This window comes from Allobosea rubneri, from assembly GCF_032464875.1.
Taxonomy (GTDB): Bacteria; Pseudomonadota; Alphaproteobacteria; order Rhizobiales; family Beijerinckiaceae; genus Allobosea; species Allobosea rubneri.
The window spans coordinates 135126-141291 of sequence record NZ_JAWDID010000011.1 but is presented as its reverse complement, the minus strand read 5'-3'; the positions used below and the strand labels follow the sequence as shown (position 1 = coordinate 141291).

Annotated in this window: 4 protein-coding genes; 3 read left to right on the top strand and 1 reads right to left on the bottom strand. The window is 66.3% G+C overall.

The genetic code is table 11. The annotated features are described in order from the left end of the window. Positions 1-25: 25 nt before the first annotated feature. Complete coding sequence (locus RKE40_RS10165; RefSeq protein WP_316018119.1) at positions 26-2785, bottom strand: decarboxylase; 2760 nt, start codon at positions 2783-2785, stop codon at positions 26-28. Positions 2786-3034: 249 nt separating this feature from the next. Here RKE40_RS10165 and RKE40_RS10160 point away from each other — a divergent pair, with 249 nt between their 5' ends. The 3 genes from RKE40_RS10160 to RKE40_RS10150 all read left to right on the top strand — a co-directional run bounded on the left by RKE40_RS10160 (position 3035) and on the right by RKE40_RS10150 (position 6090). After that, entirely contained in the window at positions 3035-3274 is a 240-nt protein-coding gene (locus RKE40_RS10160; protein ID WP_316018118.1) for a hypothetical protein, read from the top strand. 133 nt (positions 3275-3407) lie between these two features. Beyond that, entirely contained in the window at positions 3408-5111 is a 1704-nt protein-coding gene (locus tag RKE40_RS10155; RefSeq protein ID WP_316018117.1) for a DUF3300 domain-containing protein, read from the top strand. Between the two features lie 46 nt (positions 5112-5157). After that, positions 5158-6090, top strand: a complete 933-nt coding sequence (locus RKE40_RS10150) for a DUF2950 domain-containing protein (RefSeq protein ID WP_316018116.1) — start codon at positions 5158-5160, stop codon at positions 6088-6090. Positions 6091-6166 lie beyond the last annotated feature (76 nt).

Here is a 6166-nt window from a genome sequence, read left to right as displayed (position 1 = left end):
CGCGTTAGGCAGGCAAAGGCGGGCGCTAGGTCGCCCGCGTTTTCTTTCGGGCCGTCTCCTGGCCGCCGCTCTTCTTGCCGCCGACTCGGTCGACCTTGAGCAGTTTCAGGCCTCTGGCCTTCTCGTAACCATGGATCTCCTTCACATCGAGCTTGCGCATGAAGGTGATCGTCTCATGGGTCACGACCTGGCCAGGGACCATGATCGGGAAGCCCGGCGGGTAGGGGATCACGAAATTGGCCGAGACCATATCCGGACCGTCCTTCAGCCGGCGGTCGCATTCGGCGCTGTCTATCGGGACGTACTCGCACTGCTCTTCGTTATAGGCGCCGAAGAACGCCGAGCGGATATCGCCCTCGGGCGTGGTGTCGCCGGCATCCTGCCGGAAGGTCTCGTGGAAATGGCTGAAGTTCGGCAGGTCCGGAACGTCCTTCATCAGGCTCTGGACCTTCGCGTTGAAGGCCTTGCGCTCCGAATCTCCGCCCTGCTTGAGGCGCGTCTCGATGCTCTCGCTGATCTTCAGGAGGACGCTGATCAGCAGGGCGACGTCGCTGCGGGTGTTGTTGATGTTGGATTGCAGCAGAACCGAGTTTCGCGAGGTCTTGTTGACCTGGATGTTGTATTGCGAGGCGAGCAGCCCCTTGAAGCTGGTGCCATCGAAGCCGGCCGTGCCGCAGACCAGGGTCATGCGGGTCGGATCGAGGCAGAACTCGTCCTCGCGCATGCTGCGCAACTGGTCGTCCCAGCGGGTTCCGGGCGCCAGGAAGTCGACGAAGCCGCTGCGGCGGTATTCGGAGGGCACCATGCCGTCGGCGCCGACGATGCTGAAGTACTTTGCGATCACCGGATGCGAGTTGACCTCGCGGCGAATGTCGAGCGCGACCTCGATCGCGTTCATCACCAGCCCATAGCCTTCGAGCTCCATCTGCCGCCTTGCGACGTCGAGGCTGGCGATCAGTTGCTGGTTGGGGCTGGTCGAGGCGTGGGTGAATACGGCCTCGTGGAACTGCGCCTCGACCCTGTGGAACTCGACGTCGCGCACCAGCACCATCGAGCCCTGCCGGATCGCCGACATCGATTTGTGGGTCGAGTTGGTCTGGTAGACACGCAGGCGGATGGCCCGCGGATCAGGGACGAGGCGGGTATCGAGCAGCTTTTCGAGCGATGGTGACGCCCCGAGTTCGGCGACCTGGCGTTCATGCTGGGCGAGCGCCTCCGGCGTCTTGGCCCAGGCCTCGATGTCGGCGGCGGCGCCCATGCCGGTGCGCGGGCGCAGGAAGGGTGACCAGCGCGCGAAGCCGAACCAGGCTTCGTCCCAGAGGAAGATCAGGTCCGGCTTGATCGCCAGGCATTCCTCCATCACCCGGCGCGTATTGTAGATATGGCCGTCGAAGGTGCAGTTGGTCAGGTCGACCATCTTGACCCGGTCGAGCCGGCCTTCCGCCTTCAGGTCGAGCAGGGCCTTCTTGATCGTACGCAGCGGCACCGCCCCGTACATCGAGAATTCCACCATCGGGAAGGCTTCGACATAGAAGGGCTGCGCACCACTCAGCACCAGGCCGTAATGGTGCGATTTGTGGCAGTTGCGGTCGAGGATCACGATGTCGCCCGGCGCGATCAGCGCCTGCAGCACCATCTTGTTCGAGGTGCTGGTGCCGTTGGTCACGAAGAAGACGTGGTCGGCGCCGAAGGCACGCGCCGCCATCTCCTGCGCCCGCTTGATGTTTCCGGTTGGCTCGAGAAGGCTGTCGAGCCCGCCCGTGGTGGCGCTGCTCTCGGCGAGGAAAAGGTTGATGCCGTAAAACTGGCCCATGTCGCGGATCCAGGGCGAGCGGAACACCGATTTGCCGCGCGCGATCGGAAGAGCGTGGAACGTGGCGATCGGCCGTTGAGCGTAGCGCTTGAGATTGTCGAAGAAGGGCGTTTCGAAACGCGCCTGGATGCCCTCCAGCACCGAGAGATGCAATTCGAGCGGCTCCTCGATCTGGTACATCACGCGCCGGACCATCGCCGCCCGCGGATCGCCGGCGAGCTTCTCGACGCGCCGGTCCGAGAGCAGATAGATGTCGAGCTCGGGGCGGATCGCCTTCAGCCCGGCGGCGAGGCGTAGCGCCAGGTCTGCCTCGTCGACCTGGTCGAGGAGCGGCTGCTGTGCCGCGAGCACGCTGCGCAATACGGGCGCGTCGTGGCGGGAGCGGAGCGTGAAGCCCTCATAGATGGCGACGGCGGCGATGTCGGGATTGACCACGGCCGCACAGATCGCGTCCTCAAGACTGCCTACGAGCACTGCCTCGTAGACGAATGCGTCCTCGGACCGGCGCAGGCGGCGGAACTCGGCTGCGATGTGGGGCCAGCGCCCGAGAGGAGCCGGCGTCACGGTCAGCATCTCGAAATAGGGTCGGCTCACACCATCCGCCGCCGAGGCGGGAACTATATCGACCGGTTCGGCCAGCGACAGATCGGCCGCCTGCCACTCCTTGGCATCGTGCTTGTAGTTGCCCGTTATGATGGCGATCGAGATGCGTTTGGCGAGCGAGAGGAAACCGTTCGCGTCGTCGTTCTGCAGGAGGCCGCGCAGGGCGGCGAGAAGGTCCGCGCCCGGGAAGGCATGGAACTCCTCGGAGACGCCGAGCTCGGTGAGCGCTGCTTCGACGGCGCGCCTGTTCTTCGTCCCGGACGCCCAGGACCGCGCCGCGGCATGAAGGTCCCGCCAGAGATCGGTCCGTCCGGATGGGGCCGAGAAGAAATGGTCGATCGAGCGCGATTCCTGCACCGACTCATTCATCTCGAAGTCCTCCGCTTGTGCCGGGGAATTTGCTGGTGTGCGCGCTTGTGCTCCCGGCTGTTTCATTGCCGGCACGGCGAAGTTCAGCACAGGCGCGCCCCTGCGCGTATTGGCCTTGGGTACAGGTTTCAGCCGCGCATGATCGTCTAGACTGAGGAGCCGAGACGCCGGCATTCGCCGGCGCGGCTGATCGAGCACCGGACCATCAACATCGCATTGGCGATACGATGCCGGGCGGGAGTTTAGGGCATGATCAGACAGATTTTCCTGGGATGGACACTGGTGACGGCCGCGCTTCTGTGCTTCGCCGGTCAAAACGATGCCTTCGCATGCACCAAGACCGCCGGTTGCGTCATGGATGTGTTCCACGAGGACTACGACATGAAGCGCAACGGCCGGATGGAGGAGGCTATCAGGGCCGGACGTGCTAATGTCGAGGCCTTCCGCGCCTATCAGCAAGCCGAGAAGACCTATGCTGCGAGGCGTTGAACTGTTTTCCGGCCGCAACGGAAGCCGACGTTTCGGAATGCTGATGGATGATGTCTTGGGCGCCTCCGTTGCCGAAGGTGGATCCCCCGGGGGGAAATCTTGCCCCGGGAGATACCTTCGACGGGAGAGAGCTATGTCTGCGCGGATCGCGCTGGCCTGCTTCCTCGCCTGCGGCCTGGTTTCCCGGCCGCTTGCGCAGACCCCGCCGCCTCAAGCCGTCCCCCCGGCGGCCGCGCCGGTCGCGGCACCGCCCGCGCAGGCCGCGCAAGTACTGAGCAATGCGGAACTGGAGGCGCTCGTCGCGCCGGTCGCGCTCTACCCCGATACGTTGCTGGCGCAGCTGCTGATGGCATCGACCTATCCGCTCGAGGTCGTGCAGGCCGACCGCTGGGTCGCAGCCAACAAGAAGCTCAAGGGCGACGCACTGAAGGTCGCTGCCGAGAAGCAGCCCTGGGACGCCAGCGTCAAATCATTGGTCGCGACGCCTTCCGTGCTTGAGATGATGAGCAAGAACCTGGACTGGACGCAGAAACTCGGCGACGCCGTCCTCGCCCAGCAGCCGGACGTGATGGATGGCGTCCAGCGCATGCGGACGCGGGCTTATGATGCCAAGAAGCTGTCCTCCGGCTCTCAGCAGAAGGTCACGGTGCGGCAGGAGAGCGGCAAGCAGACGATCCTGATCGAGCCGACGCAGCCCGACACGCTCTACGTTCCCTATTACGACCCGGCCGTGGCCTATGGCTCCTGGCCCTATCCGGCCTATCCGCCCTACTACTTCCCGGCACCGGGATACATCGCGACCGGCGTGCTCGCGACCGGCCTCGCCTTCGGAACCGCCTACGCGCTCGGGCGCTGGAGCACCGGAAATTATTGGGGCGGCAACGTCAACTGGAACAACAACAACATCAATATCGACCGCAACCGCGTGGCGCATTGGGAGCACAACCCCCAGCACCGGCACGGCGTCCAGTACCGCAACAATGCGGTTCAGCAGAAATTCGGCGGCAATAATCTCCGGGCCGGCAGCGAAGGTCGTATGGATTTTCGCGGCCGCAGCGGCGATCAGGTGCTGCGCCCCGAAGGCGGCCGCGGCGATCTTGGCGCCGGAGCCCGTCCGGAGCAGCGTCCGGGCGATCGCGCCGATGCTGCGAACCGGCCGGATCGCGGCCCGGGCGACCGGGCAGGCGCGGGCAATCGTCCGGGCGGCCCCGGCCGTGACGCCCGCCCGGGCGGCGATGGCCGGGGGCAGGGCGCACGTGCCGCAACGCAACCCCGGCGGCCGGATGCGGGCGCGAGGCGCCCTGCGCCGGGCCGCGACAGTGCTTTCGGCAATGTGCAACAGCGGCGGGCCGCGAATCTGCAGTCGCAGCGCGGACAGGCCAGCCTGGCGCATGCGCGCGGCGGCGGTCCTCGGGCGATGCATGCCGGCGGCCCCGGCATGGGGCGCGGCGCGGCCATGAATCGCGGTGGTGGCATGGGCCGCGGAGCCGCGATGAGCCGGGGCGGCGGGATGAGTCGCGGCGGCATGGGCGGCGGCCGTGGCGGTGGCAGGGGCGGCGGTCGCCGCTCCGACATCCGCCTGAAGCACGACGTTGTGCTGCTCGGGCATCTCGACAATGGCCTCGGGCTCTACAGCTTCGCCTATGGCGGCTCGGAGAAGCGCTATGTCGGCGTGATTGCCCAGGAGGTCCTGAGCGTTGCGCCCTGGGCGGTGAGGCGCGGCGCCGATGGCTATCTGCGCGTCGACTACCGGGTGATCGGCGTGCCGTTCCAGAGCTTCGACCAATGGCGCGCTTCCGCTGCGCCCGCGCTCGTGCCGGTCGGCGGCGCGGATTGAGAAGGGATCTCGTCGCCAGTTTCATTCAACTCCCGGGATCGGTTCCATGACAAAGCCATGGCAAGCGCTGCGTCGGCTCTTTCTCCTGCTCACGGCGGGCGCGGCGTTCATCCTTTCGCCGGCGACGGCCGCGCGCGCTCAGCAGCCCTTCAATACGCCGGGCGAGGCCGCGGCCGCCCTGGTAGAAGCGGTGCGCGCTCGCGACAGCACGCGCTTGCGGACCATTCTCGGCGCGCCGGCACGCGCGATCCTCAGCTCAGGCGATACGGTCGCCGACGCGGCCGATCGGGAACGCTTCGTCGTCGCCTATGACAATCGCCATTCGGTGAGCGAAAAGGGCGATACGGCCACGCTATTGGTGGGGCAGGACGAGTTTCCCTTCCCGATCCCGATCGTTCGCAGCGGTGGCCGCTGGAAGTTCGATTCCGAGGCCGGGAGCAGGGAGATCAACGCCCGCCGGATCGGCCGCAACGAGCTTGCCGCGATGCAGGCGATCCTCGCCTTCTACGATGCGCAGCAGGACTATGCGGCGAAGGACCGGACAGGGAAGGGGGCGGGTCTCTATGCGAGCCGGATCGTCAGCCGGCCGGGCACGCGCGATGGGTTGTACTGGCCGAACGCAGCCGGCGAGGAGCAGAGCCCGCTGGGAGAGCTTGCTGCCGAAGCGGCTGGCGAGGGCTACCGCGCTGGCGAGGAACGCCGGCCCTATCACGGCTATTACTTCAAGATCCTGACGCGACAGGGCTCCGCGGCGCCCGGCGGCCGGATCGACTATGTCGCCGGCGGGCGGATGATCGGCGGCTTCGCCATCTTGGCCTATCCGGCGGAGTATGGCAGGTCCGGCGTTATGAGCTTCATGCTCAACCATTCAGGCACGGTCTATCAGAAGGACCTCGGCCCCCGGACCGCCCGCACCGCGGCCCGGATGGGCAGCTTCAATCCCGACAGCGGCTGGGAAAAGGTCTCGCCCGGCCAATAGCAGCAGTGGTGACCTCCGGATGCTTCGAGCCCGCATTCATCTTCCTCCGGCTCGTGATGCCCATTCGGGAGGCAAG

Bases quoted from the DNA above. Each gene is read 5' to 3' on its own strand.
- RKE40_RS10165 (WP_316018119.1), bottom strand. From the start codon at position 2,785: ATGAATGAGTCGGTGCAGGAATCGCGCTCGATCGACCATTTCTTCTCG.
- RKE40_RS10160 (WP_316018118.1), top strand. From the start codon at position 3,035: ATGATCAGACAGATTTTCCTGGGATGGACACTGGTGACGGCCGCGCTT.
- RKE40_RS10155 (WP_316018117.1), top strand. From the start codon at position 3,408: ATGTCTGCGCGGATCGCGCTGGCCTGCTTCCTCGCCTGCGGCCTGGTT.
- RKE40_RS10150 (WP_316018116.1), top strand. From the start codon at position 5,158: ATGACAAAGCCATGGCAAGCGCTGCGTCGGCTCTTTCTCCTGCTCACG.